A 23,730-nucleotide genomic window follows, 5' to 3' on the forward strand; every position below is an offset into this window, starting at 1 on the left:
GCCGCGCCCCTGTCAGCGCCGCGCGGCGTGGACGAAGAATTCGTGGTTGCCGTCGCCGCCCTTGATCGGGCTGTCGAACCAGGCCAGCGTCTTCATGTTCTGCTCGGCCAGCACCCGGTTGATCTTGTCTTTCACCCGCGGATACAGGCTTTCGTCGCGGACGATGCCGCCCTTGGACAACCCTTCGCGCCCCACCTCGAACTGCGGCTTGACCAGGCTGAGCAGGCGGCCGCCCGGCTTCAGCAGCGGCAGCGCCGACGGCAGCACCAGGCTCAGCGAAATGAAGGACACATCGCAGACCATCAGGTCGAAGCCATCGCCGTCGTTGGCGGCCAGCAGCGCGGCGTGGTCGAGCGCGCGCGCGTTGACGCCCTCGAAGTAGCGCACCCGCGCGTCGTCGCGCAGCCGCTGATGCAGCTGATCGTGGCCGACATCCACCCCCACCACCCGGCGCGCGCCGTATTGCAACAGGCAGTCGGAAAAGCCGCCGGTGGACTGGCCGACATCCAGCGCGCACCAGCCATCCACCGCGATGCCGGCCTGCGCCAGCGCGCCCTGCATCTTCAGGCCGCCGCGCGACACATAGCGGTCGGCCGCGTCGGCGACCACCGCGAATTCGGCATGCGGCGGAAACTTCTGGCTGGCCTTGGCCACCACCGCGCCCTGATGGCTGACGCGGCCGGCGGCGATCAGGTTCTGCGCGGCGGTGCGCGACGCGGCAAGCCCTTGTTCCACCAGCAAAATATCGATTCGGATCATCCGTGCTCCCCGCGGCGGCTTGGCAATGAAACGCGACAGGTTGGACAAGCCGCCCCGCCCTGTCAAGCGGCGCCGCCGCGCCGCCGCGCGGCGAAAAAATGCCGCCCAAAGGTTTACAAGAAAATGCTAATAATGTTAGTCTAAATAACAATTGATTGATTTTATTCAATTATTCATCAGGATTCAGCCTGATGATCGACCGCCATTCGCCATCTCGCGACAGTCGATCATGCCAACAGGCTGGCTCCATCCATCATCCGCCCGCACCGCCGGGCGGCGCGGAAAGCCCGGCCCAAGCCGGCCCCGCCAGCGGCGCTCGCCTTAGAGCCGCCATCTTCCCATCCCTTACGGCGACGCGCCCCGCGCGGGGCTTCGGCGTCGCCGCCATCGCAAGGAGCGCAGATGGTTTTACGACTATCGCTGTTATTCACCGTATTGTTCGCCCTGTGGGGCGCGCTGGCCCCCGAACACATGGCCGCCGCCACCGGCCAGTGGCTGAGCTTCACCATCTCCCGCTTCGGCTGGTTCTACCTGCTGTCGGTGTTCGGCTTCCTGGTGTTCGCGCTGTACCTGGCCTTCGGCCGTTTCGGCCACATCCGCCTGGGCAAGGAGGACGAGGAGCCCGAATTCTCGCGGCTGAGTTGGTTCGCCATGCTGTTTTCCGCCGGCATGGGCATCGGCCTGGTGTTCTGGGGCGTCGCCGAGCCGATCTCGCACTTCGCCGCGCCGGCCAGCGCCGGCACCGCGCCGCAGTCGGCCGACGCCGCGCGCGCCGCGATGCGCCATGTCTTCTTCCACTGGGGCCTGCATCCGTGGGCGGTGTACAGCCTGACCGCGCTGGTGCTGGCCTACTTCAAGTTCAACCGCGGCCAGCCCGGCCTGATCAGCGCCGCCTTCCGTCCGCTGCTGGGCGACCGGGTGAACGGCCCGATCGGCATCGCCATCGACGTGCTGGCGGTGCTGGCCACCGTGTTCGGCGTCGCCACCACGCTGGGCTTCGGCACGCTGCAGATCGAGAGCGGGCTGCAGATGCTGTTCGGCGTCCAGCCGTCCGACTGGCTGACCGTGGCCATCGTGGTGATCGCCACCGCGCTGTTCCTGCTGTCGTCGCTGACCGGCCTGTCGCGCGGCATCAAGTGGCTGTCCAACCTCAACATCTGTCTGGCCATCCTGCTGTTCCTGGCGGTGGTGGTGCTTGGCCCCACCGGCTTCATTTTCGACACTTTCACCACCACGCTGGGCGACTACCTAGGCAATCTGACCAGCACCAGCCTGCGGATGAGCCCGTTCACCCAGGGCACCTGGATGGCCAACTGGACGCTGTTCTACTGGGCGTGGTGGGTGACCTGGGCGCCGTTCGTCGGCATGTTCATCGCCCGCGTCTCCCGCGGCCGCACCATCCGCGAATTCATCGTCGGCGTGCTGCTGGTGCCGGCGCTGGCCAGCTTCGTCTGGTTCTCCGCCTTTGGCGGCGCCGCGCTGGATCTGCAGCTGTTCGGCGGCGCCGACCTGGTGTCCGCGGTCAAGAGCGACGTCTCCACCGCGCTGTACGTGATGTTCGAGCAGCTGCCGGGCGGCCATGCGCTGTCGCTGCTGGCGATGGCGCTGGTGATCATCTTCTTCGTCACCTCGGCCGACTCCGCCACCTTCGTGCTGGGCATGTTCACCAGCGGCGGCAACCTCAATCCCAGCCACCGCGTCAAGCTGGTCTGGGGCGTGCTGCTGGCCGCGGTGGCGCTGATCCTGCTGCAAAGCGGCGGGCTCAAGGGCCTGCAGGCGGTGCTGATCGTCAGCGCGCTGCCCTTCATGCTGATCATGATAGGCATGGCGGTGTCGCTGTACCGGGCGCTGGACGAGGAAGAGCGCGACGGCCGCAAGCGCGAAATCCGCCGCCTGCGCCAGCTGGAAGCGCTGGAGCGCCGCGAGACGCGCTGAACGCCTAGGCCCGGCGCGGCTTTGGTGCGATGATGTGCGTATTGAATCTCGCAGTGGAGGATGTATGGACACGCACCAACTGGACCCGATCGAAGTGCGCGTGCTGGGCGCGCTGGTGGAGAAGCAGGCGCTGACGCCGGACGCCTATCCGATGACGCTGAACGGCCTCGCCAGCGCCTGCAACCAGCTGACCAGCCGCGAGCCGGTGCTGCAGCTGTCCGACGCCGACATCAGCGCCGCGCTGGACGCGCTGATCGCCAAGCGGCTGGTGGGCGAGAGACTGCCGGCCGGCAGCCGCGTCGCCAAGTACGAGCACCGCCTCAACTACGAATGGAATATCGACGGCGCGCGGCTGGCGGCGCTGACGCTGCTGATGCTGCGCGGGCCGCAGACCGGCGCCGAAATCCGCACCCGCGCCGGCCGCATCTACGGCTTTGCCAGCGTGGATGAAGTGGAAACCGCGCTGGCGGCGCTGGCCGACAAATACCCGCCGCTGGCGATGAAGCTGGAGCGCCAGCCCGGCGAGCGCGAGGCGCGCTGGTGCCATCTGCTGAGCGGCGAGCCGCAGCAGGCCGAGGCCGCGGCTCCCTGCGAAATCATAGACGTGGGCCTCACCGGCCGCGTCGCCGCGCTGGAAGCCGAGGTGGCGGCGCTGAAAGCCAGGCTGCTGTCGCTGGAACAACATCTGGCCGGCTGAACTTGTTTTTTAGCAATTGGTCACTATCTGTTCTGGTTTGATCCCACTCAGGAATGTGACCCATGAAGAAACATCTGGCTTTCGCGCTGGCGCTGACCAGCCTGGCCGGCGGCGCCCATGCCGCCGACTACATCTTCGGCGCCGGCAACGGCACCCAGCAGCTCACCCGCACGCCGGACGGTTTCGGCATCGGCCTCAACCTCGACTACCTGCGCCACGACCACAAGGGCAGCGCCGGCGGCGCCGGCCTGGAGTTCGCATTGCCGCTGGGCCCGCTGACCGTGGCGGCCGGCGGCAAGCTGATGGCGCTGTCGCCGGACAGCGGCTCCGCCACCGCGGCGATGATAGGCGGCCGCGCCAGCTTCGACGTGGCGCCCAAGGTCAAGGTGTTCGGCCAGGCCTACTACGCGCCGAGCAGCTTCGCCAGCGGCAGCGTCGACCGCGTCAGCGACTACGCCGCGGGCGTGCGCTGGAACGTGGCCGGCCCGTTCAGCGTGGAAGCCGGCTACCGCTACTTCGACATCCGCCGCGATGACGCCAGCCGCAGCCGCCGCCTTGCCGACGGCGCCTATCTGGGCGCCGGCCTGAGCTTCTAAGCGCCGGCCCCGCCATGAAAAACGGCAGCTCGCGCTGCCGTTTTTTTTGCCGCCGCTCACCACCACAGGTGGAAGCGCTGCGCCGGCGGCAAATACATCTTGTCGCCCGGCTTGACGCCGAAAGCCTGATAGAACGGGTCCAGATTGCTGACCGTGCCGATCGGGCGGTACAGGTCGGGCGTGTGCGGATCGGACACGATCTGCTTCACCGTCGCCGCGTCGCGGCTCTTGCTGCGCCACGACTGGGCGAAGGCCAGGAAAAAGCGCTGATCGCCGCTCATGCCGTCGATCACCGGCGCTTCCTTGCCGCCCAGCGCGATCTTGTAGGCCTTGTAGGCGATTTCCAGGCCGGCGTTGTCGGCGATGTTTTCTCCCAGCGTCAACTCGCCATTGACATGATGCCCCTTCACCGGCTCGAAAGCGCTGTACTGCTTGACCAGTTTGGCCGTCACTTCCTTGAAGTGCTTCTCGTCCGCCGGCGTCCACCAGTTGCGCATATTGCCGTCGCCGTCGAACTGATGGCCCTGATCGTCGAAACCGTGGCTGATTTCGTGGCCGATGGTGGCGCCGATGCTGCCGTAGTTGACCGCCAGATCGAATTTGGGATCGAAATACGGCGATTGCAGGATGGCGGCCGGGAACACGATCTCGTTGTTGGCCGGGTTGTAGTAGGCGTTCACCGTTTGCGGCGTCATGCCCCATTCGGCGCGGTCTACCGGCTCGTTCAGCCGCTTCGCGTCGCGCTGGTAATTGAACTGGCTGATGCGCGCCACGTTGCCGGCCAGATCGTCCGCCTTGATCTCCAGCGCGCCGTAATCGCGCCACTTGTCCGGGTAGCCGATCTTGGGCGTGTACTTGGCCAGTTTGGCGTGGGCCTCGCGCTTGGTGGCCGGCTCCATCCAGGACAAGGTATCGATGCTTTGGTCGTAGGCCTTGAGCAAATTGCGCACCAGCTCATCCGCCTGGCGCTTCGCCTCCGGCGTGAAGTACTTGGCCACATACAGCTTGCCCACCGCTTCTCCCATGCCCTCATTCACCAGCGACACCGCCTTTTTCCAGCGCGGGCGGTCGGCGCTGCGGCCATCCAGCACTTTGCCGTAGAAGTCGAAGTGCGCGGCCACCCACGGCTTGTCCAGATAGGCGGCATACGCGTCCAGCGTGCGCAGGGTCAGGTAATCCTTCAGCACCGCCACCGGCGCATGCGACAACGCGCCGGACAATTTGGCGAGGTAGCTGGGTTGATCCAGATTGACATTCTTGGCGGCGGACAATTGGGCGGCAGCGAAGATTCCCGGCCAGTCATAGCCGGGCAGGCGCTTGCCCAGATCGGCGACGGCCACCTTGTTGTAGGTCTTCTGGATGTCGCGGTTTTCGACATTGCTCCATTGCATCCGCGCCAGCTTGTCTTCCAGCGCGAATACCGCCTTGGCGCGGCTATCGGCCCGCTTTTCGCCGGCCAGCGTCAGCAGCTTGGCCAGATAGCGCTGATACGCCTTGCGCGCGGCGGCGAAATCCGCCGATTTGCCCAGATAGTAATCGCGGTCCATGCCCAGGCCCGACTGGCTGATGCCCGCCAGGTAGGCAGAGGAGTTCTTGGGGTCCTGCTGCACATAGAAACGGAACGGCGTATCCACCGGCTGTCCTTGCAGCTTGGCCATATAGGCGACCGCCTGGCCGGCGGAGGACAGACCGGCGATCTCATCCAGCTGCGCGCGCAGCGGCGCCAGGCCCAGCTTGGCGATGGCGGCTTCATCCATGAAGCTCTGGTACAAGGCGGCGATCTTGCCCGCTTCCGGGGAAGAGGCGTCGCCGGCGGCATGCTCGATGATTTCGCGCACGCGCTGCTGGTTCAAGTCATACAGATATTCCGCGATGCCGGTGGACGAGCGTTCGGCCGGGATCTGCGCCCGCCGCATCCAGGCGCCGTTGGCGTACAGCGAAATATTGTCCTGGATGCGCACCGAATGATCGATGCCCTTCAGATCTATGCCATACGCGCCGTAATTCAGTTCTTCGGCGGGGCCCGCCCAGGCGGCCTGCAGGCACAGCAGCAGGCTCAACGGCAACAGTCGCTTCATTTGCATGGGTTTCCTCTATTTCTTCTGGCCATGCCGCCACCCCGCCCAGGGGCGCCGGACATGACAATGCGGTGAAGCGATAGTACCCGCCCCCTGGGGACGCGACAATCCCGCCATATTCAATTAGCATTTAATTCAGATATGATGACAATCAGCCCATCATTCATTGCGAAATCATGCGAACAGCAATCCTCTTGCCCCTGCTTCTGGCCGCCGCCGGCCATGCCCGCGCGGACGAAGGCATGTGGACTTTCGACCATCCTCCCATCGCGCAGGTCAAGCAGCGCTACGGCGTCGAGCTGACGCCGGCCTGGCTGGACAATCTGCGCCAGGCGGCAGTCGATTTCGGCGCGTCCGCTTCTTTTGTCTCCCCGGACGGCTTGCTGCTGACCAACCACCATGTCGCGCTCGGCTGCCTGAACCAGCTCTCCAGCGCCCAGCGCGATCTGGTGGCCAAGGGATATCTGGCGCGCGAGCGGCGGCAGGAGCTGAAATGCCCCAACGGCACCGCCCGCGTGCTGGAGTCGTGGCAGGACGTCACCGCCGGCATCCAGGCCGCCTCTCCCGCCAGCCTGCCGCCGGAGCAACAGGCCAGCCGCCGCAAAACCGCCATCGCCGCAGCCGAACAGGCCTGCGACAAGGCCAGCGGGCTCAAATGCGAGGTCGTCAGCCTGTATAACGGCGCGGTTTACCAGCTGTACCGCTATCGCGAATGGAAGGACGTGCGGCTGGTCTTCGCGCCCGAATACCAGGCCGCCTTCTTCGGCGGCGACGCCGACAATTTCGTCTATCCGCGCCACGCGCTGGACATGGCGCTGCTGCGCGTTTACCAAAACGGCAAACCCTATCGGCCGCCGCATTACCTCAAGCTATCCCGCCAGGGCGTGGCAGAGGGCGAGGCGGTGTTCGTCGCCGGCCATCCCGGCCGCACCAGCCGGCTGGAAACGCTGGCCCAGCTGCAATTGCGCCGCGACGTGACCTTGCCGCTGCAGTTGGCGGATGCCCGAATGCAGCAGGCGCTGTTGCATCGCTATGCGGCACGCTCGCCCGAAGCGGCGCGCCAGGCCAATGACGCCCTGTTCGGCGCCGAGAACTGGCTCAAGTCGATGAGCGGCGAATATAAAGCGCTGCGCCAGCCCGAGCTGGAAGCCGCCAAGCGCCAGGAAGAAACCGGGCTGCAAGCCGCCTATCGCCAGGCGGGTCTGGCGGGCGATCCTTGGCAATCGGTCGAGCAAGCCGTCGACTACCAGCGCGGCCATTTCCTGGAAAGCTATTTCGTCGGCTATGGCCACCGCACGCTGCTGTCCCGCGCCGGCGCGCTGGTGGAGCTGGCGGCCGAGCGGCAGCTGCCAGAAGGCGAACGGCTGAACGGCTATAGCGACAGCGACCTGCCGGATCAAGAGCGCTGGATCCGCGCCGATACGCCCATCTATCCCGAACTGGAAATCGCCCGGCTGACCGGCCAGTTGGAGCAGATGCGCGCCAAGCTGGGCGCTGCGCACCCCGCCGTGCGCATTCTGCTGGGCCAGGAGGAGCCGGCGGCGGCGGCGCGCCGCCTGATCGGCGGCAGCAAGCTCAATCTGGCGGGCGAAAGGCAAAAACTGCTGGACGGCGGCGCGGCCGCCATCGCCGCCAGCGCCGACCCGCTCATCGCCGCGGCGCGCCAGCTCTATCCGCTGCGCCGCCAGCTGGAACGCGGCGACGAGGCCCATGTCCACACGCCGCTGCGCCAAGCCGCCGCCCAGTTGGGCCAGGCCCGCTTCAAGCTATACGGCGACAGCCTGCCGCCGGACGCCACCGGCACGCTGCGGCTGAGCTACGGCAAAGTCGCCGGCTATGACGCCGACGGCGTCGCCACGCCGTGGAAAACGGTGATAGGCGGCGTCTACGCCCGCGCCAGCGCCTTCGACCAGCGCCCGCCCTTCCAACTGGCCGACGCTTTGGCGAAACAACGCCGCGCCATCAACCCCGACCTGCCGTTCAACTTCGTCAACACCGCCGACATCATCGGCGGCAACAGCGGCTCGCCGGTGGTGAACGCCAAGGGCGAGCTGGTCGGCCTGATCTTCGACAGCAATCTGGAAGGTCTGGCCGGCGGCCATGTCTACAGCGACGCCAAGGCCCGCGCCATCGCCGTGGACAGCCGCGCCATCCTGCATCTGCTGGACAAGGCTTACCATGCCCAGAATCTTTTAAAAGAACTGTCTCCGGGTTAAGCGCCGAGTCAGCGGCTCGACGAAAAACGGCCCACCCAGAAATGGGCGGGCCGTTTTCACATCAGCCGCTGGTACAGATACACCAGCACCCGCGCCAATTCGCTGGCGGTTTCCTCCTGGCCGGCGTTGCCGGCATGGCCGCCGCCGTCGGTTTCATAGAACAGCGCGTCGTGGCCCAGCTCCTGCAGCCGCGCCGCCATCTTGCGGGCGTGGCCGGGGTGGACGCGGTCGTCGCTGCCGCTGGTGGTGAACAAGGCCAGCGGGTAGCGGGCGTCGGCGCGCAGATGGTGGTACGGCGAGTAGGCGGCCAGCGCCGCGCGCTCGGCCGCGTCGTCGGGGTCGCCGTATTCGTCTATCCAGCTGGCGCCGGCCAACAGCTCGGTATAGCGCAGCATGTCCAACAGCGGCACTTCGCACACCACCGCGCCGAACAACTCCGGCCGCTGCGCCAGCGCCGCGCCCACCAACAGGCCGCCGTTGCTGCCGCCCTCTATCCCCAGCCGGGCCGGCGCGGTCAGCTTGCGGGCGATCAGGTCTTCCGCCACCGCCAGGAAATCATCGAAGCTGACCTGGCGCTTGGCCCCCTGCGCCGCCTGGTGCCAGTGCGGGCCGAACTCGCCGCCGCCGCGGATACAGGCCAACACGAAGGCGCCGCCCTTGGCCAGCCAGTGCGGGCCGAAGTTTTCGATGTAGTACGGCAGCATCGGCACCTCGAAGCCGCCGTAGCCGTACAACAGCGTCGGCGTCGTGCCGTCGAACGGCGCGTCGCGGCGGCGCACCACGAAATACGGAATCTGTTCGCCATCCGGCGCGGTGGCCTGCCACTGCTCGGCAACATAAGGCGCCGGATCGAAGGCCTCCGGCTGGCGGCGCAGGCATTCGCCCTCGCCGCTGGCCGCGTCCAGCCGGTACAGGCCGCTAGGCGTCAGGAAGTCGCTGTAGGTGTAGTAGAGGATGTCGCTCTGCCAGGGCTGGTCGGCGATCTCGATCACGCCGTCCTCCGGCAGCGCCAGCGGCTGCGGCGTCCACGCGCCGTCTTGCTTGGCGAAGCACAGCATGCGGCTCTTCACATTGTCCAGCAGATTGACCAGCAGCCGGCTGCGGGTGGTTTCCACCGCCGCCACCGCCAGCCGCGGCTCGGGAGCCTGCAGCAACTGCGGCGCCGCCCCCTCGCCCAGCAGACCGGCCAGACTGACCGCCAGCAGGCTGCCGTTGAGATAGCGTTGGCCGCGCCAGTCCCAGTCTTCCGCCAGCTTGACGATGAAATCGCCGGCTATGTAGGCCTCGATCTCCGCCTTGGCCGGCAACGGCAGCGCGTGGGTCTCCAGCGCGCCGTCCAGCAGATGGTAGGTCTTGCGGTAGAAGCCGTCGGAGGCTTCGATCAGGTCGAGCGCGCTGCCGTCGCTGTCGAGAAAGCGCCAGGCCGCCACCATCATCGCGTCTTCCGGCGCGGCGAACAGCTGAGTCCAGCCATGCTGGCCGTCTTCGCCGCGCGTCACCAGCCACACCTCGCGCGGGTAGCCGGCGCGGGTCAGCGGCGCGCCCTTCCAGCCGGGGCAGGCGAAGGCGCTGTCCGGGTCGCGCCAGGCGATGTGGTTCTTGCCTTCCGGAAAGCTGAAGCCATGCTCCACCCAGCGCCGCGCCTCGATATCGTATTCGCGCGCCACGCTGGCGTCGCCGCCGCCGTCGGTCAGGTGCACCAGCGCCCGCTCCGGCTTGACCGTGCAGTGCGACACGCCGTCCAGATACCAGTCGCGCTCGTCGGCGTCGGCCAGCGCGTCGATGTCCAGCACCGTCTGCCAGTCCTGGCTGCCGGCGCGGTAGGCGTCCAGGGTGGTGCGGCGGTAAATGCCGCGCGGATGGGCCTCGTCCTGGTGGAAGTTGTACAGCCAACCGGCGTGCTCGGCGAAGTACGGGATCTGCCGGGTGTCGCGCAGATGGCCGAGGATGTCGGCGCGCAAGCCGGCGAAGCGCGGATCGGCGTCCAGCGCGGCCTCGGTGCGGGCGTTCTGCGCGGCCACCCAGTCGGCGGCGGCTTTGGAGTCCAGGCTTTCCAGCCAGAGATGGGGGTCGTGGGTATCGGTCATGTCAGGCAAAACGACGTAAATGGGCCGCGCAGCGGCAATGGGGGTGGATTGTGGAGCAGATGACGGCGATGGCCAAGCCGTTCTTGCCGATAGGGCGATTTTGCGTGCTCCTCCTCTTCCTCGGCTGCGCTGCCAGAAACAGCTCAGGCTGGCTTGGCCACGTCGATCACGCAAATCCGGATCAGCGGCCGCTTCACCTCGCTCAGCCCCTCCTCCAACATGCGCTGCAATTCGTCGGCCGTACTGGGCTTAGCCAAAGGCTTGGGCGGCTGTTTCACTTTATCCTGACCAAACCACAGCACCAGATACACGCCATATCCCATGCTGCCCGGATCGCGGGTATAGCGTGGCACCAGTTGCTCCGAAACCGCAGTCCATAACTCGTCATGCATACTGCGCTTGATCTCGACCGGCAGGCGCAGACGCGAGCCTAGCTTGGCGCACTCGAAACTGATGTCCGCCCGCTTTGCGTCTGCATATGGATGCTCCTCCACAATGCTTAGATCCAGCCGCGCAAACCGCTCCCTAAGCATGGCCAACAATACATCGCGGCCGCTGTTCTCGATCTTGGGCTCCGTTACCCGGCCATAACTATCCTCACTCCAAAACTGCTTGTACCGCTCCCCGCTGCCATCGCGAATATCCTTGGCCATATTGATCAGCTCATGCATCACCAAGGCTTGCAAGTCGGCGATGCCATTCGGCGCGCCACCCTGCAAGGTCGCCGCCACGCGGCCGGGAGTCGGTATTTGGAACAAGGCGTGACGACGGTTGGCCTGATGGTCGGATAACGCAACCGTCAGCTGCCGGCGCCAGCGCGCCAATTCCGGCTTGGCCGCCAGACGGGCAAGCTCGCTAGCCATGGAATCGCTGGTTCTACTCGCCAATGTCTGGAGCATGGTTCCAATAATATGTCCCGGTCCATTTAAGGGAGACCGATGCGTGCTTCCCCCAATAAAATCCGTCGGAGGGTAAAGGGCCGCCAAATTCTCGGTTTGCGTCAGCAGCAGGCTCTCGGGCCAGTGTTCAAAGTTCCTCCCAACCTCCAACCCTAGCAAGGCAAGCGCCAACAACCGACAGCGAGCGGGGGAGCGCGTAAAGCCGCTCACCCTAGACTCGTATGCCGCCGGATCGAGCGACAAGGCCATGGCCAGCAAGTCCGCCTGGCGGCGTCGCCCGCCCTGGGCGCTCTCCCATTGCCGCTCCAGCCATTGCCGCTGGCTGGAGGTGTCGGCATGCTTGACACCGGCCTGCCATAAATCGCGAACGGCATCCCATCCCGCTTGCGGCAATGAGTTCAGCAAGGATGGAAATAAGACCGGCACAGTCAATCGGGCGACGGAAGCGTATTTGTCGCCCAGGAGCAAAGCCCTGGAGCCATTCATGGGCTGCCCCGTCGGCAACATCGCGAGCAGATAGCGCAGATAGGCCCGGCTCACGATGTCCGGCCGCGCCTGCAACAAGGCCTCATGCCATGGCGTTTCTGATACGTACTCGCCTGACAATTTCTGCAAAACCAGCAGTTCAAGCGTAGGCTCCGGCAGTGCCATAAACCGCTCGGCAGAATCCAGATAGCGCTCCCGCGCCGCCGCCATGCAAGCCAGTGCGCACCGATGCAACTGTCCCTGTAGCCGCAACTGGATCCATTCATCCCCGCTAGGCAAATCGGCGCGCTCCAGCGTCTGCAGCAAGGCATGCAGGGCTAGCCGGGCCAAGTCCTCATCGCCATTCAACTCCGTGGTCAAAATACTCAGAGGCGTTTCGGTCCGCTTGGCCGGCTGCCCATAGGGGAAAGCGCGCCAATAATGACGGGCTAACCAGTCGAGATAATCGAGTCTCACCATCCCATTCGCCAGTTGCTCTCGCTCCGCCAGAATCGCTTGGTGGTTTTTCTCCCAACGGCCGCGCTCCTGCGCTTGCCACTCCGATGTCCTACGAGAATGTCTTATCTGCCATTCGTTCTCGATCAGGTCGCAATATAAATCGTCCAGACGCTCGGCCAATTCGGGATACAGCTGGCTCAAGGCATACAGATCATTCAGGTCGTATGGAACCAAAGGGGCGTAGAGTCCCTGCTTGGCCAAGTCGAGCAGTGGGAGGCGGATGTCGGCGCAAGTGTCCTGCTTCAAGCTATCCATCACCCACGGCCACAACCACTCGGGCTGGCCCATGCAATTCAAGGCGCGCCAGAAACTAGACAAGGGCTGGGATGTCTCCCCGCTTCTAAGCAAGTACAGCAATAGCTGTTGATATTTCTCAGGGTAGCCTTGCGCCCACACGCGTGCGGCATTACGAGCGGGCTGGCCGAGCATCACCGTCGCTCTATCATCCAGCCATTGGCTCAACCGTTCTACAGGCAAGCTCTCGCCCAAGGCCTCCAAGACCCTAGCAAATAACTTGCCGACCATTTCATCGAACTCGTGCCGGCCATACGCATCGCCCAGCTGATCTGGATCAATCAACAAGGCTTGCGTAAGCAAGGCCGGCAAAGCCTCCAAAGGCGTGCGCTCCGCCAGTCTCCCTGGCCAAAAATAGCGATAGTCCCCGATCAGCCGGCTATCCGCTTGAGGCTGAAAATACTTCAGCACCGCATCCGGCTTCACTTTGTCCGGGTAGTAGGCGGTCAGCAGGCTACCCAACATCTCCCTATCCGGATCGCTGATGTCTCCGCGATGCAGCGCCGCCAATACATCCAGGCAAACCGCCGTATTCGCCTCATGCGCCAGCAGGGCCTGCAAGGCGAAACGGCGCACGCCCTCCCAGTGGTCGTCATTGCGCACAATGCTGGCCAACAAGGCTTGCAAGGCTGGCATAGGGCTGCCGTACTCAATGGCGCTCAGCAAGCAGCCTGCCAATAGCTGGCCCTCATCGGCAGAGTCAAAAGACGTCAAATGTTGTCGAAAGACGTCCTCCATATCCGGCGTGGCCAGCGCGCCGAACTCTTGGTCTAACCAACGGCCAGCGTCACTCCGGAAACGGGGATGCCGCTTGATGTGCTGCCGCAGCGCGGTAATCAGCCGAGTCTTAGCTTCGCGGCCCAGATGACGCGCGTCGCCGTACACCAGCAGGGCAAGCGGGTCTTTCTCTATCAGCTCATGCAGATGCGCCGGCCCCGCCAGACTGGCCAGCCAGCCGTACAGGCCCCGCAGATTGCTGACCACGCCGCCATCCACTCCGCACAACAAGGACCAGACCCGCGGCAAGGGCAGGCCCTCGGCCAGACGCTGAGCGATGTAGCGCGCGGCCAGAAACTCCGCCACGCTGCGATGGGGATAGTGGTGGTCGCCTTGGCCATCGCCTTGGAACAAGCGAGTCCGAAGCACTGCCCCCAAGGGCAATTCCCGCCGCTCAAAACCCTGGCTAGCCTGCAAGGACACTCGGTCCGCACCATCCGGTAGATTCAGGCTGGCGCAGCTCCGGCTGGACAACAGCATGGCCGCCGACCAATAACCCGCCGCCACCAGCAAGTCGTCGATCGAGTGCACCTGCTTTGGCCTATGCCGCTCATTGTGCTCTTCCGCCAGCTTTCGGCAGGCCAGTTCAAACACACCTTTCTTGCTTTGCGGCCAACCCTGGTCGCCATCCACCGCCGCCAGCAACATGTTCAGGGTTTGCGGGTTATCCAATAATTCGGCCACGCCGGCTTGCTCGGCCCGCTCGATAAAGGTTTCCGAATCTATGTTTTTCGCTTGCAGGTAACGGACAACATCGTCGCGGCTGAACGGCTGCAGATAGGCTATCGGCAACGTTTCTCCAGAGGGCAATAGCGCGGAGAAATCCCGGTTGTCAGTCTCGCCAAACCATTCCGCAGCTCGGCAAGACAAGCGAAAGCGCGGGCGGCCCAACTTGGCCAATAACTTGCGCAAGGCACTGGTAATCGATTGATCGCCGCGGCTCCTTGCCTCGTCCAAACCATCGATGAACAGGGTTTTGCCTACGAAGTCATCAGCCGAATGACCTGCGTAAAAATCCAAAAAGTCTTGAATGGTGCAGTAGAGCGCCGCCTCACCTAACGCCTTCTTCTCCTGCTCGAACAGTGTCGTTTTACCCATGCCGGCATCGCCCAGAAGAATATAAGCATGGCAAGATCTCAATTCTTCGGATGAGAAAGTTTGATGTTCTCCGTTCTGCTCAATAGCGACTATACGGGATAAAAAGTAGGTCATCGGGAACGCACTGCAAGTGGGCCAATCGATATTATATCGATAGGCCATTCAATTCGCGTGCGACAGCATCCAGGCGCCGGCCAGCTTCAGCACCCGGCCCTCAATGCCGTTGTAGCCATGCCAGGCCCAGGGCTGGCACGGGTCGCCCTCGTTCTTGCCGCCGTCCATCAGCATCAGCTGGCGCGGCTGCTCGGAACGCAGCCGGTCTATGATGGTCCCCAGGTTGTAGGCGCGGCTGGCGCGGCAGTCGTCGCGGCGGTGCTGGATCATCAGCACCGGCAGCCGCAAGCGCTCCAGCGCGAAATCAGACAGGCTGCCGCGGCCGCTGTCCAGGCTGGAGGTCAACACCAGGCCGTGGACTCGTTCCGGCAGTTGCAAAGCCGTCGCCACCGCCGAGGTGGTGCCGCGGCTGGTGCCCACCAGCCACAGTGGCAGCGCCGCGCCGCGCCGCAGGTAATCGGCGACGGCGGCGACATCGCGGGCATGCTCGGCGCTGGCGCGGAAATCGCCCAGCAGGCCGCGCGGCATGTCGGACGGCGCGTCCACCACCGCCACCCGAAAACCCATGTCGGCCCACCCCTGGCGGGTGCGCACCAGAAAATTGCCTTTGCCGGCGCCCAGTTCGCCGGCATCCGACAGCTTGAGCAGGCCTTCGCCGCCGCTGAACAGGATCAGGTTGGCGCGCGCCGGTCCGGCCGGCTCCAGCAGCAGGAAGCGCACGATGACGCCGGGGCGGCTCTGCACGCTGGCCAGTTGCTCGGCGCGCGCGTTCAAGGTTGCCAGGCACATGCAGGCCAGGCACAGCAGACGTCGGATCATGGCTGCCCTCCTCCTCAGGTGAATGGCCCGGCGCGGCCGCTTACTCCACTTCGGCGGCGGCGGCGCGGAAACGGGCGATGACGTCGGGCGGCGTGCCCTTGTTGAACGCCGCGTACAGCGCGCTGTCCAGCTTGTCCAGCCGCATGCCGCGCGTCAGCAGCGCCCGGTCGGCGTTCAGCGCCTTCAATTTGCTCACCATGCCGGTTTCGGTGGAGACGATCAGGTCGCAGCGCCCGCTGAGCAGCTTCTTGACGTTGTCGGTGGTGTCGCCGGCGACGTCCAGCCGCAGAAAGCCTTCGCTTTCCAGGTATTCCTGCCGGTAGTCGTTGCGCACCACGCACACCGAATGCTTCTTGGCGTCTTCCAGAGAGGCCAGCTGGATGTCGGAACGGGTTTTCAGCCAGTAGAAATAGACTTCTGCGTCGATGATCTTGAAGGTGAAATCCAGGTACTTCAGCCGTTCGCGGGTTTTGGCGATGGGAAACACCATCGCGTACGGCCGGGTCTTCGCCTCCTGGTAGGCGCGCGCCCACGGCACCGCCTCCAGCGCGCTGAACGGCAGGCCCAGCTTGCGCATCACCCGCGTCACCTTTTCCACCGTGGTGCCGCCGGCCACCTTGCCGTCCGCCCCCACCATCACGTAGGGCGGATCGTCGTCGGTGTAGATTCTCACCGCGTCCAGCCCGGCAGCGCGCGCGGGCTGGGACCAGGCATTGCACAAACCGGCCGCCAGCAGCGCGCCGGACAACAGGCGTCGCCACATGCGGCCAGCTCCCGTCGGATCATGCTTTGTTTATAGCCGCCTCTGGCGGCTCAGTCGCAAAGCACCCGCCGCATCGCTTCCACCAGGCGGTCGAGATCGTCGCGCCCCACCTGCCAGTGGGTGACCAGGCGCATCATGCCCTGGTGCGGCGGATTGGCCAGGAAACCGGCCTCCTCCAGCGCCGCCATCAGCTCGGCGCTGTCGATGTCGGCGTTGAAGCGGAACCACACCAGGTTGATGTGGATGTCGTCGGGGCGGATGTCGATGCACGGCAGGCCGGCCAGACGCTCGGCCAGGTAGCGGGCGTTGGCGTGATCTTCCGGCAGCCGCGCCGCCATCTCGGTCAGCGCCAGGATGCCCGGCGCGGCGATCACGCCGGCCTGGCGCATGCCGCCGCCCAACAGCTTGCGCTTGCGCCGCGCCGCGGCGATGAAGTCGGCGCTGCCGGCCAGGACTGAGCCGATCGGCGCGGCCAGGCCCTTGGACAGGCAGGCCATCACGCTATCGACATGACGGGTGATCTCGCGCACGTCGCAACCCAGGTAGGCGGCGGCGTTGAACACCCGCGCGCCGTCCAGGTGGATGGGCACGCCGTGCGCGCGCGCCAGCGCCGCGGTGTCGGCCATCGCCGCCAAAGGCAGCACCTTGCCGTTGCCGTGGGCGTTTTCCAGACAGATCAGGCCGGTGCGCGGCTCGTGGATGTCATCGCCGACGCGGATGCGACGCTCGATGTCCGCCGTCGCCATCACGCCGTCGCGGCCCTCGATGGTGCGCAGCTGCGCGCCGGCGATCACCGCCGCGCCGCCGGCTTCGTGCCAGACGATGTGGCTGTTGTCCTCGACGATCACCTCCTCGCCGCGCCGGCAGTGGGTGAACAGCGCCAGCTGGTTGCCGAAGGTGCCGCTAGGCACCAGCAGGGCCGCTTCCTTGCCCAGCTTGTCCGCCGCCAGCGCTTCCAGCCGGATCACTGTGGGATCGTCGCCGTAGACGTCGTCGCCCAGTTCGGCGTCCAGCATCGCCTGGCGCATCGCCGGCGTCGGCTGGGTGACGGTATCGCTGCGCAGGTCTATCCACTTCATCATTCGCACTCCCAGGTGGTATCAAGTTTCCGCCGGCAGGCCCAGACAGGCCGCCAGCGCGTCGGTAATCAGTCGCGCCGCGTCCGACGGCGGCTCGGCGTCCAGCAGCAGGCCGTGGATCAGGCCGTCGGCCATCCTCAGCAGCACCTCCGCCCGGCCGGCGTCGGCGCCGATGCCAGCCAGCCAGGCGGCCACGCAGTCGCGCAGCGCGGCGTCCTGCGGGTTGACGGCCGGCGGCTCGTCGAAGGCCGGCCATTCGCGCTCCAGCACCCGGTGCAGGCCCAGTTCGCGCAGATGCAGCGCCAGCACCGCCGCCACCAACTCCGCCAACTGCCGCCGGGGCGGCCAGCCAGCGCCGCGCCGCAGCGCATCCTGCACCGCGGCCAGCGTTTCCTCGCCGTGGCGGCGGTGCAGCGCGGCCACCAGCGCGTCTTTATTGGGGAAGTATTGGTACAGCGAGCCGATGCCGACGCCGGCCAGCTCGGCCGTCTTGTTGGTGGTCAGGCCAGCGTAGCCGTCGCGCGCCAGAATGCGAGCCGCCGCCTCAAGAATGGCGGCGACGGCATGGCGCGAACGCGCCTGGCGCGGCTGTTTTCGGGCTTGGGGAATGGCGGGCATAGGCCTAGTGAAACACGAGTTTTTGCCCCATGCAAACCGGCTTAAAGTGGAGCGGCTATCCAAACACCACAGGAGTTCTGGCCATGCAACAAACCTACGCCTTCTTCGCGCTGCTGCGCGTCCACCCCAACTGGCTGCGGCTGAGCCGCCCGGAGCGCCGCCGCTTCGAGGCCGAAACGCTGCGGCCGATCTACGAGCGCTACCCGGCGGTGCGCATGCGCTGGTTCGACGCCGAAGCCTTCACCGGCCGCTGCAGCGACATCGCGCTGTTCGAAACCGAGTCGATCCGCGAGTTCTACTACCTGATCGACGCGCTGCGCGACAGCAAGATCGCCACCGAGCCCTACTTCGAGTTTCTCGACATCATTCCGGCGGTGGAAGACGGTTTCCGCGAATACGACGCCCAACTGGCGAACTAAGCGAAACGGCGGCCAAATGGCCGCCGCGTCTATCGGTGCTTCACGGATTCGGGCCCAGGCCCGAGATGGCCGGCGCCATGGCCGGCGGGTGCTGCGGAATCAATTGTAGGAAGCCGGAATCAATGTATCCGATACGATTGCCTGATGGCGTCGGCCTGGCGTTCGGCCTTCTGGATGTCGGGCGCGGCCATGGAGATGTCGGCGCCGCAGCTGCACTGCAGCGGGTGGTCCGGGACGATGGTTCGCAGATGCTGGCGGGTTTCGCGGCCGCATTCTTCGCAGGCGATCACCACGGTGGCGTTGTAGTGTTTGTCCAGATCGATATCGAATCTTTGCTGCTTCATCGGAATCTCCCCAATGCTGAGAGTTGGCCGGCAGAGGAGGCGCCGTCGGCGCTTCTTGCCGGTCCCTGACGCGCGCCCACCGGCAACCGGACGCGTATGGATCAAGATACGGCCAACAGCGAAAAGGTTCCACGCAATCAAGCAGTTGGATTGTAAAAAAATTTTCATGCCGGCCGAAAACGCCACACTAGGACCATCCAATCCGCAAACGATGCCGCGGCGGCCGGCCGCGGGACTGGCACCCGGCCGCCGCCTTGGTTATCCTTGGCCGTTTTTGCGCAACAGGTTATCCCGATGGACCACTCAGCCGACCTCGCCCGCCGCTTCGGCGGCATCGCCCGCCTGTACGGCGACGACGCGCTCGCGCGCTTCCAGAACGCCCATGTCTGCGTGGTGGGCGTCGGCGGAGTCGGCTCCTGGGCGGTGGAGGCGCTGGCACGCAGCGCGATCGGCAAACTGACGCTGATCGACCTGGACAACGTCGCCGAATCCAACACCAACCGCCAGTTGCCGGCGCTGGACCCCTTGTACGGCATGGCCAAGGTCACGGCACTGGCCGAACGGGCGCGGGCCATCAACCCGGCCTGCGAGGTGATTGAAATCGAGGATTTCGTCACCGAAGAGAATATGGACGCGATGCTGGGCCAGGGCTACGACTACCTCGTCGACTGCATCGACAGCCTGAAGGTGAAGACGGCGATGGCCGCCTGGTGCGCGCGCCACCGCCAGCGCTTCATCGTCTCCGGCGGCGCCGGCGGCCAGATGGATCCTAGCAAGATCAAGCTGGCCGACTTGTCCGAAGTGACACAGGACCCGCTCTTGTCCAAGCTGCGCTACAACCTGCGCCGCCACCACGGCTTCGCCCGCGACGGCAAGAAGATGGGCGTGCCCTGCGTCTACTCCACCGAGCAGCTGGTCTACCCGCAGGCCCAGGCCTGCGATGCCGACGACGCGCGCGGTCCGCAGGGCCTGTCCTGCTCCGGCTTCGGCGCCGGCATGGTGGTGACGGCCAGCTTCGGCCTGTTCGCCGCGTCGCGGGTGCTGACCGATCTGGCCAAGGCCAAGAAATAAGCGATGCCTAGGCGGCCGCTAAGGAGCGCCTGCGCCGAATAAGCCAGGCGCGCTTGGCCTGCCTCAGCCCTTGCGCTGCAGCAGATCCCATAAATTGCCGTACAAATCGCGGAACACCGCCACCGTGCCATAATCCTGCTCCTGCGGCGGGCGGACGAACTCCACCCCGGCCGCCTGGTAGCGCCGATAGTCGCGCCAGAAGTCGTCGGTATTCAGGAACAGCCACACCCGGCCGCCGGCCTGGTTGCCAATGAAGGCGGCCTGCCCCTCGTTGCTGGCCCGCGCCAGCAACAGGCCGGCCTGCGAGCCCGGCGGCGTCACCACCACCCAGCGCTTGTCCTGCTCCGGCTGGTAGCTGTCCTCGGTCAGCTCGAAACCCAGCGTGTTCACGTAAAAATCGATGGCCTCGTCGTAATCCCTCACCACCAGCGACACCAGCCCCAGACACTGCTGCATTTGCGTTTCTCCCCGCTTGGCCGCGCCGCCGACATGGCCGCGCGCGATCGCAGCGCGATGATACCGTACCGCGCCTAGTGGTCCAGCACCTTGCAGTCGTGGTCCTGCAACTCCTCCGCCGAGCCGCGGTTCGCGCTGAGCAGGTCGGCGCGGCCTGCCAGCAGCACGAAGCCGTCGCCGTCGGCGAAGCTGGCCGGCAGCAGCGCCAGACCGTAGCGCCCCATCTGCTCGGCTGCGCCGGGCAACTCGTCGGCCAGCAGGCGGAACGGATCGCCTTGCGGATTGCCGTCCCGGTCGGCGTCCACGCGCCGCGCCCAGTAGGCGTGGCCTTTCAGCTCCACCGGCAGCGGGCGCCAGCGCCGCGGCAGGCTGTCGTCCAGATCGTCCACCTGCTGGCGCACGGTGGGGTCGATGCAGGAAATGTGGATGTGCAGCTGGTTCTGGCTGCGGCCGTACTGCGAGTTGATCGCCAGCGCCACCGCGTTGCGCGGCACCGGGCCGCCGCGCTTCAGCGCCATGTAGCGCCGCGCGCGCCACGCCTCGCGCCAGTAGGCCGGCGCGCCGTCCTGCTGCAGTTGCGGGCTTTCGATGCCGCTGACCCGGCTGGTGGGAATCAGCAGATATTGCAGCGCGCCGTAGCGGTCCTTCAGCACCGCCGTCCCCTGCCCCACTTCAACGCAGGGGTCGGGTTTGCCTTGGCTTTGCTGATTGGGCAGGCACTGCTCGCCGACGATGCGCCACAAAGCGTCGCCGTCGGCCATCGCGTAACAGGCCGCGCCGGCCAGCAACAGGCCGCACAAAGCGGCGCGCAACATGAATCTTTTCTTCATCGCGGATCGCATTCCATGGTTAAGCCCGCCGGCCAGGCTGGCGCGGCTTCCGCAAAATAGCATGAGCCCGGCCGGCGTCGCAGCAAGCTTGTCGTCGCGTCACGGCCCGAACCGCCGCCGCGCGGCCTGCTCCGCCTGATCAGCAAGGCGACAACGGAAAATCATTGCCTCCAAAAAAATACAAATTAGCGACGCTTAATTCCAATAAAAATAAATTCAAAGCAATAAACATGATGAAACCATACTTAAGTACAGGGTTTGCATCTGCATTATTGACCTATCCTGTGCGCCGATCGCATGACAACCCCGGCCGCAGCGCCGCTCCCCTCATGCCCGCCCACCGCCTTTTGCCGCCGCAGCAAGAAAGCCGTTCGCCATGCCCGCCGAAAAGTTTCGCCCCCTGCTCGCCATTTCCCGCCGCCAGGCGCTGTGCTTCTGCCTGCTGCTCACCGCCTTCGAACTGCTGACCTACCTCGCCAGCGACATGGTGATGCCGGCCATGCTGCAAGTGACCCGCGATCTGGACGCCGACAGCCGCCACGTGCCCACCGCGCTCAACGCCTTCCTGCTGGGCGGCATCGCCCTGCAATGGCTGATCGGCCCGCTGTCCGACCGCTTCGGCCGCCGGCCGCTGCTGCTGGCCGGCGTCCTGGGCTTCGCCGCCGCCTGCGCCGCCGCCGCCGGGGCGCAGCAGATCGAAAGCTTCAACCTGCTGCGCTTCGCCCAGGGCACCGCGCTCGGCTTCGTCATCGTCGTCAGCTACCCAGCGCTGCAGGAAACCTTCGCCGAGGAGGACGCGGTGCGGTTGATGGCGCTATTGGCCAATATCGCGCTGCTGTCGCCGCTGGCCGGACCGCTGTTGGGCGGCTTGCTGCTGAAGCTGTTGTCCTGGCGCCAGCTGTTCGCCGCGCTGGCCGCCGCCGCCTTGCTGGTGGCGCTGGGCCTGTGGCGGCTGATGCCGGAGACGGTGGGCGCGCCGCGCCGCGACGGCCCCGCGCTGCCGCCGACGCCATTGCGGCTGAAGGCCGCGCTGGCCAACTACCTCGGCCTGCTGCGCCACCGCACCGTGCTGTGCGGCAGCCTGGCGCTGGGCCTGATCACGCTGCCGCTGATCGCCTGGATCGGCCTGTCGCCGCTGCTGCTGATCCGCCAGCTGGGCTACAGCAACCTGGAATACGGCCTGTGGCAGCTGCCGGTGTTCGGCGGCGTGATCGCCGGCAACCTGGCGCTGAACCGGCTGGCCGGCCGCCAGAGCCTGGCGCGGCTGCTGCGCCTCTCCCTGGCGCCGATGGCCTGCGGCCTGCTGCTGACCGGCATCCTCACCCCGCTGCATCCGACGCTGCCGACCCTGGCCGCCGGCCTCGCCGTCTATGCCTTCGGCCTGGGCCTGGGCAACGCCACGCTGTACCGGCTCACCCTGTACGCCAGCGACAGCGCCAAGGGCAGCGTCGCCGCGGTGCTGGGCATTCTGTCCACCGCCACGCTGGGCGCCGGCGCGGCCTTGCTGGCCTGGCTGAACGCCGGCGACAGCCCGCAAAGCTTCGCCGTCGGCGTCACCGCCGCCGCGCTGCTGGCCGCGCCGCCGCTGTGGCTGCTGCTGCGCGCGCCGCAGCCGCAGGCCAGCGCCGCCTGATACCCGTTTCCCCATCGATACCGTAAAGCACCATGACCTCACTCAAGCATGTCGAAGCGCTGTGCCATCTGGACGATCCCTACCGCGCCGACGCCGAATGCGACCGCCTGTTCGACGCCGCGATGCGCGAGCTGGTGGACTACCACTGCGAGCGCAGCCCCGGCTACCGCCAATGGCTGGAGCAGAACGGCTTCACGCCGGCGCGCCTGGTCGGCCTGGCCGACTGGTCGCAGCTGCCGCCCATCTTCGCCAACTATTTCAAGCGCCGGCTGCTGCTGAGCGCAAGCGGCGAAGACGCGCTGGAGCTGACTTCGTCCGGTACCACCGGCCAGAAAAGCCGGATGCGCTACGACGAACGCAGCATCGGCGCCGCCCAGCGCATGGTGGACCGCATCTTCGACCACTACGGCTGGCATACCCCGGACCAACCGGCCAACTACCTGCTGCTCAGCTACGAGCCGGCGGGCGCCATCACGCTGGGCACCGCCTACACCGACCAGTTCCTGTGCAAGTACGCGCCGGTCAACCGCGCCGTCTACGCGCTGCGCCACACCGGCAAGGGCAACGAGTTCGATCCCTTCGGCGCGATGCGCGCGCTGCAGGAATTCGCCGCGGAAGGCCTGCCGGTGCGCATTTTCGGCTTCCCGGCCTTTCTGTGGTTCACGCTGGAGCGGATGCGCGACATCGGCCTGCCTCCGCTCGCCCTGCATCCGCAATCGCTGGTCTTCCTCGGCGGCGGCTGGAAAACCCATGCCGACCAGGCGATTCCCAAACTGGAGCTGTACCGCCGGCTGGGCGAACAGCTGGGTCTGCCGGACGAACGCTGCCGCGACGGCTACGGCTCTGTCGAGCATCCAGTGCCCTACGTCGAATGCCCGAACCACCGTTTCCACGTGCCCAGCTGGGCCCGCGCCTGGGCGCGCGACACCGCGACGCTGGCGCGGCTGCCCTACGGCGAGCCCGGCTTCCTGCACCTGGTTTCGCCCTACATCACCTCAAGCCCGGCCCATAGCCTGGCGTTGAGCGACCTGGCGGCGCTGCACCCGGCGGCCAGCTGCGGCTGCGGCCTGGCCACCGACTGGTTCGAGCTATTGGGCCGCGCCGGCACCAGCAAGAGCCGCAGCTGCGCGATGGCCGCGTCCGAACTGATCAAGGAGTCCTGAA

19 protein-coding genes are annotated in these 23,730 nt (G+C 66.0%); 8 read left to right on the top strand and 11 right to left on the bottom strand.

Translation table 11 applies throughout. The annotated features are described in order from the left end of the window. Positions 1-12: 12 nt before the first annotated feature. Positions 13-759, bottom strand: coding sequence for a TlyA family RNA methyltransferase (locus U6115_RS22235; protein WP_043571843.1), 747 nt, complete (start codon positions 757-759; stop codon positions 13-15). 402 nt (positions 760-1,161) lie between these two features. Between U6115_RS22235 and U6115_RS22240 the strand changes: the two genes are divergently transcribed. The 3 genes from U6115_RS22240 to U6115_RS22250 all read left to right on the top strand — a co-directional run bounded on the left by U6115_RS22240 (position 1,162) and on the right by U6115_RS22250 (position 3,987). Further along, positions 1,162-2,694, top strand: coding sequence for a glycine betaine uptake BCCT transporter (locus U6115_RS22240; protein WP_043571840.1), 1,533 nt, complete (start codon positions 1,162-1,164; stop codon positions 2,692-2,694). Positions 2,695-2,758: 64 nt separating this feature from the next. Further along, positions 2,759-3,391 carry a YceH family protein gene (locus U6115_RS22245; RefSeq protein ID WP_043571839.1) on the top strand — a complete coding sequence of 211 codons (633 nt, stop codon included), beginning with the start codon at positions 2,759-2,761 and terminating at the stop codon, positions 3,389-3,391. A 62-nt stretch (positions 3,392-3,453) separates the two neighbouring features. Continuing rightward, complete coding sequence (locus tag U6115_RS22250) at positions 3,454-3,987, top strand: YfaZ family outer membrane protein (protein ID WP_043571837.1); 534 nt, start codon at positions 3,454-3,456, stop codon at positions 3,985-3,987. Between the two features lie 56 nt (positions 3,988-4,043). On the opposite strand, the gene U6115_RS22255 is transcribed toward U6115_RS22250, so the two are convergent. Then, positions 4,044-6,065, bottom strand: coding sequence for a M13 family metallopeptidase (locus tag U6115_RS22255; protein ID WP_043571985.1), 2,022 nt, complete (start codon positions 6,063-6,065; stop codon positions 4,044-4,046). A 194-nt stretch (positions 6,066-6,259) separates the two neighbouring features. Here U6115_RS22255 and U6115_RS22260 point away from each other — a divergent pair, with 194 nt between their 5' ends. After that, the gene (locus U6115_RS22260; RefSeq protein WP_181243188.1) at positions 6,260-8,281 is read left to right on the top strand and encodes a S46 family peptidase; all 2,022 of its coding nucleotides are present in this window, start codon (positions 6,260-6,262) and stop codon (positions 8,279-8,281) included. A 56-nt stretch (positions 8,282-8,337) separates the two neighbouring features. Here the strand turns inward: U6115_RS22260 and U6115_RS22265 are convergent, their stop codons facing one another. The 6 genes from U6115_RS22265 to U6115_RS22290 all read right to left on the bottom strand — a co-directional run bounded on the left by U6115_RS22265 (position 8,338) and on the right by U6115_RS22290 (position 17,813). Next, positions 8,338-10,368, bottom strand: coding sequence for a prolyl oligopeptidase family serine peptidase (locus U6115_RS22265; RefSeq protein WP_043571833.1), 2,031 nt, complete (start codon positions 10,366-10,368; stop codon positions 8,338-8,340). A 143-nt stretch (positions 10,369-10,511) separates the two neighbouring features. Further along, positions 10,512-14,534, bottom strand: a complete 4,023-nt coding sequence (locus U6115_RS22270; RefSeq protein WP_059184234.1) for an NACHT domain-containing protein — start codon at positions 14,532-14,534, stop codon at positions 10,512-10,514. A gap of 48 nt (positions 14,535-14,582) precedes the next feature. Then, positions 14,583-15,353: an alpha/beta hydrolase gene (locus tag U6115_RS22275; RefSeq protein ID WP_043571828.1), complete on the bottom strand. Its 771-nt coding sequence runs from the start codon at positions 15,351-15,353 to the stop codon at positions 14,583-14,585. 40 nt (positions 15,354-15,393) lie between these two features. Further along, complete coding sequence (locus U6115_RS22280) at positions 15,394-16,116, bottom strand: substrate-binding periplasmic protein (protein WP_080770133.1); 723 nt, start codon at positions 16,114-16,116, stop codon at positions 15,394-15,396. A gap of 50 nt (positions 16,117-16,166) precedes the next feature. Next, positions 16,167-17,198 (bottom strand): low-specificity L-threonine aldolase, encoded by a 1,032-nt coding sequence (ltaE, locus tag U6115_RS22285; protein ID WP_230623318.1) that lies wholly within the window; start codon positions 17,196-17,198, stop codon positions 16,167-16,169. Positions 17,199-17,216: 18 nt separating this feature from the next. Then, a complete protein-coding gene (locus U6115_RS22290; protein ID WP_047258125.1) occupies positions 17,217-17,813 on the bottom strand; it encodes a TetR/AcrR family transcriptional regulator in 597 nt (198 codons plus the stop codon). 83 nt (positions 17,814-17,896) lie between these two features. On the opposite strand from U6115_RS22290, the gene U6115_RS22295 reads away from it, so the two are divergent. Next, the gene (locus U6115_RS22295; RefSeq protein ID WP_043571824.1) at positions 17,897-18,232 is read left to right on the top strand and encodes a darcynin family protein; all 336 of its coding nucleotides are present in this window, start codon (positions 17,897-17,899) and stop codon (positions 18,230-18,232) included. A 119-nt stretch (positions 18,233-18,351) separates the two neighbouring features. Here the strand turns inward: U6115_RS22295 and U6115_RS22300 are convergent, their stop codons facing one another. Next, positions 18,352-18,576, bottom strand: a complete 225-nt coding sequence (locus U6115_RS22300; protein ID WP_043571822.1) for a hypothetical protein — start codon at positions 18,574-18,576, stop codon at positions 18,352-18,354. Positions 18,577-18,870: 294 nt separating this feature from the next. Between U6115_RS22300 and U6115_RS22305 the strand changes: the two genes are divergently transcribed. After that, the gene (locus U6115_RS22305) at positions 18,871-19,647 is read left to right on the top strand and encodes a tRNA threonylcarbamoyladenosine dehydratase (RefSeq protein ID WP_043571820.1); all 777 of its coding nucleotides are present in this window, start codon (positions 18,871-18,873) and stop codon (positions 19,645-19,647) included. Between the two features lie 63 nt (positions 19,648-19,710). Here U6115_RS22305 and U6115_RS22310 read toward each other — a convergent pair whose 3' ends face one another. Next, positions 19,711-20,103 carry a VOC family protein gene (locus U6115_RS22310; protein WP_043571818.1) on the bottom strand — a complete coding sequence of 131 codons (393 nt, stop codon included), beginning with the start codon at positions 20,101-20,103 and terminating at the stop codon, positions 19,711-19,713. 74 nt (positions 20,104-20,177) lie between these two features. After that, entirely contained in the window at positions 20,178-20,918 is a 741-nt protein-coding gene (locus U6115_RS22315; RefSeq protein ID WP_230623317.1) for a CDP-diacylglycerol diphosphatase, read from the bottom strand. A 391-nt stretch (positions 20,919-21,309) separates the two neighbouring features. Here U6115_RS22315 and U6115_RS22320 point away from each other — a divergent pair, with 391 nt between their 5' ends. Continuing rightward, on the top strand, positions 21,310-22,566 hold the full coding sequence (locus tag U6115_RS22320) for an MdfA family multidrug efflux MFS transporter (protein ID WP_043571814.1): 1,257 nt from the start codon (positions 21,310-21,312) through the stop codon (positions 22,564-22,566). Positions 22,567-22,598: 32 nt separating this feature from the next. Beyond that, positions 22,599-23,729 carry a LuxE/PaaK family acyltransferase gene (locus tag U6115_RS22325; protein ID WP_043571812.1) on the top strand — a complete coding sequence of 377 codons (1,131 nt, stop codon included), beginning with the start codon at positions 22,599-22,601 and terminating at the stop codon, positions 23,727-23,729. Position 23,730: the final 1 nt, after the last annotated feature.

The sequence above is a fragment of the Chromobacterium subtsugae genome (genome assembly GCF_035919665.1).
Classification (GTDB): domain Bacteria; phylum Pseudomonadota; class Gammaproteobacteria; order Burkholderiales; family Chromobacteriaceae; genus Chromobacterium; species Chromobacterium subtsugae.

What these genes read in the sequence shown, in the direction of transcription:
- U6115_RS22315 (WP_230623317.1), bottom strand. Translation starts at nt 20,918, where the DNA reads ATGTTGCGCGCCGCTTTGTGCGGCCTGTTGCTGGCCGGCGCGGCCTGT.
- U6115_RS22325 (WP_043571812.1), top strand. Translation starts at nt 22,599, where the DNA reads ATGACCTCACTCAAGCATGTCGAAGCGCTGTGCCATCTGGACGATCCC.
- U6115_RS22255 (WP_043571985.1), bottom strand. Translation starts at nt 6,065, where the DNA reads ATGAAGCGACTGTTGCCGTTGAGCCTGCTGCTGTGCCTGCAGGCCGCC.
- U6115_RS22280 (WP_080770133.1), bottom strand. Translation starts at nt 16,116, where the DNA reads ATGTGGCGACGCCTGTTGTCCGGCGCGCTGCTGGCGGCCGGTTTGTGC.
- U6115_RS22295 (WP_043571824.1), top strand. Translation starts at nt 17,897, where the DNA reads ATGCAACAAACCTACGCCTTCTTCGCGCTGCTGCGCGTCCACCCCAAC.
- U6115_RS22320 (WP_043571814.1), top strand. Translation starts at nt 21,310, where the DNA reads ATGCCCGCCGAAAAGTTTCGCCCCCTGCTCGCCATTTCCCGCCGCCAG.
- U6115_RS22300 (WP_043571822.1), bottom strand. Translation starts at nt 18,576, where the DNA reads ATGAAGCAGCAAAGATTCGATATCGATCTGGACAAACACTACAACGCC.
- U6115_RS22265 (WP_043571833.1), bottom strand. Translation starts at nt 10,368, where the DNA reads ATGACCGATACCCACGACCCCCATCTCTGGCTGGAAAGCCTGGACTCC.
- U6115_RS22245 (WP_043571839.1), top strand. Translation starts at nt 2,759, where the DNA reads ATGGACACGCACCAACTGGACCCGATCGAAGTGCGCGTGCTGGGCGCG.
- U6115_RS22290 (WP_047258125.1), bottom strand. Translation starts at nt 17,813, where the DNA reads ATGCCCGCCATTCCCCAAGCCCGAAAACAGCCGCGCCAGGCGCGTTCG.
- U6115_RS22240 (WP_043571840.1), top strand. Translation starts at nt 1,162, where the DNA reads ATGGTTTTACGACTATCGCTGTTATTCACCGTATTGTTCGCCCTGTGG.
- U6115_RS22235 (WP_043571843.1), bottom strand. Translation starts at nt 759, where the DNA reads ATGATCCGAATCGATATTTTGCTGGTGGAACAAGGGCTTGCCGCGTCG.
- U6115_RS22250 (WP_043571837.1), top strand. Translation starts at nt 3,454, where the DNA reads ATGAAGAAACATCTGGCTTTCGCGCTGGCGCTGACCAGCCTGGCCGGC.
- U6115_RS22270 (WP_059184234.1), bottom strand. Translation starts at nt 14,534, where the DNA reads ATGACCTACTTTTTATCCCGTATAGTCGCTATTGAGCAGAACGGAGAA.
- ltaE (WP_230623318.1), bottom strand. Translation starts at nt 17,198, where the DNA reads ATGATGAAGTGGATAGACCTGCGCAGCGATACCGTCACCCAGCCGACG.
- U6115_RS22305 (WP_043571820.1), top strand. Translation starts at nt 18,871, where the DNA reads ATGGACCACTCAGCCGACCTCGCCCGCCGCTTCGGCGGCATCGCCCGC.
- U6115_RS22310 (WP_043571818.1), bottom strand. Translation starts at nt 20,103, where the DNA reads ATGCAGCAGTGTCTGGGGCTGGTGTCGCTGGTGGTGAGGGATTACGAC.
- U6115_RS22275 (WP_043571828.1), bottom strand. Translation starts at nt 15,353, where the DNA reads ATGATCCGACGTCTGCTGTGCCTGGCCTGCATGTGCCTGGCAACCTTG.